This is a genomic window from Dietzia sp. DQ11-38-2, assembly GCF_014145055.1.
Lineage (GTDB): Bacteria > Actinomycetota > Actinomycetes > Mycobacteriales > Mycobacteriaceae > Dietzia.
In genome coordinates this window covers 1-1,164 of sequence record NZ_JAALDW010000468.1, presented here as the reverse complement: position 1 = coordinate 1,164, position 1,164 = coordinate 1, and the positions used below count along the sequence as shown (strand labels likewise).

At 71.6% G+C, this 1,164-nt stretch carries 1 protein-coding gene; it reads right to left on the bottom strand.

The window, feature by feature from the left end:
- Nucleotides 1-54: 54 nt before the first annotated feature.
- Nucleotides 55-855 (bottom strand): aquaporin Z, encoded by an 801-nt coding sequence (gene aqpZ / locus G6026_RS14740; RefSeq protein WP_347238117.1) that lies wholly within the window; start codon nt 853-855, stop codon nt 55-57.
- Nucleotides 856-1,164 lie beyond the last annotated feature (309 nt).

Sequence of the window (1,164 nt, the reverse complement as noted above, 5' to 3'; positions counted from 1 at the left end):
GCGGGACGTCGTCCCGCGGGCCCGAGGCGTCCCGGTGTCGAGGTCTCGGTGGGGTCAGACCCGGGCCCCCGGAGCCGAGGCGCTCTTGACCCGCTCGCCGAACAGCGGACCGTACAGGGCGCCGGCGATGAGCGCGCCGAGGATCGGGGCCACCCAGAAGAGCCACAGCTGTCCGACGGCCCCGTCGCCGTTGAAGAACGCCACGGCGGTGGAGCGGGCCGGGTTGACCGAGGTGTTGGTGATCGGGATCGAGACGAGGTGGATGAGCGTCAGCGTCAGACCGATCGCCAGCGGCGCGAATCCGGCAGGTGCACGGCGATCCGTGGCGCCGAGGATCACCCAGATGAAGATCGCGGTCAGCACGACCTCGATGATGAGGGCCGACAGCAGACCGTATCCGTCCGGGGAGTTCTCCCCGTAGCCGTTCGCGGCCATGTGCCCCGTCGCCTCGAAGCCCGCCTTGCCCGAGGCCACGACCAGGATCAGTGCGCCCGCGACGAGGCCCCCGAGGACCTGGCTGACGATATAGACGGGCGCCTTGGACCAGGGCAGGCGCCCCGCGATCGCCGCGCCGATGGTGACGGCGGGGTTGAAGTGGCCTCCCGAGAGGTGGCCGAGCGCGTACACGCCGGTCAGGACGGTCAGGCCGAAGGCCAGGGAGACTCCGAGATAACCGACGCCCACGGGAACATCCCCGGTGTCGGCGGTGGCCACCTGGACGGCCGCGAACACCGCGGTGCCGCACCCTCCCAGCACCAGCCAGAAGGTGCCTATCATCTCGGCCGCGATCACGGCCGTCCCGGACGGCGTGGCGGTGGAAGTGTCGGTTGGCGTACTCGGGGACGTGTCGGACATGAGCTGACCTCCGGTGGTGAACTCCCGGGGACGGGAGGCGGGAACGCGATGTTGACGATCCTCGCAGGGAGAAAGCTAGCGCGGCGGCGAGGATCCCGCGCCGATTTCGCGACCCGTCGCATCGCCCAGGCGATGTGACGCCGCGGTCAGGGTGCCAGGAGAGACGGCAGCGCCTGCGCGGCGGTGGCGCGTAGGTGCACGCTCGCCTCGTGCGGGAAACCCGGAGGACCGGGGTTCACCTCGACCAGCGGCACGCCGCGGTCCGCGGCGAGGCCGGGGAGCGACGCGGCGGGGTGGACGAGGCCGGAG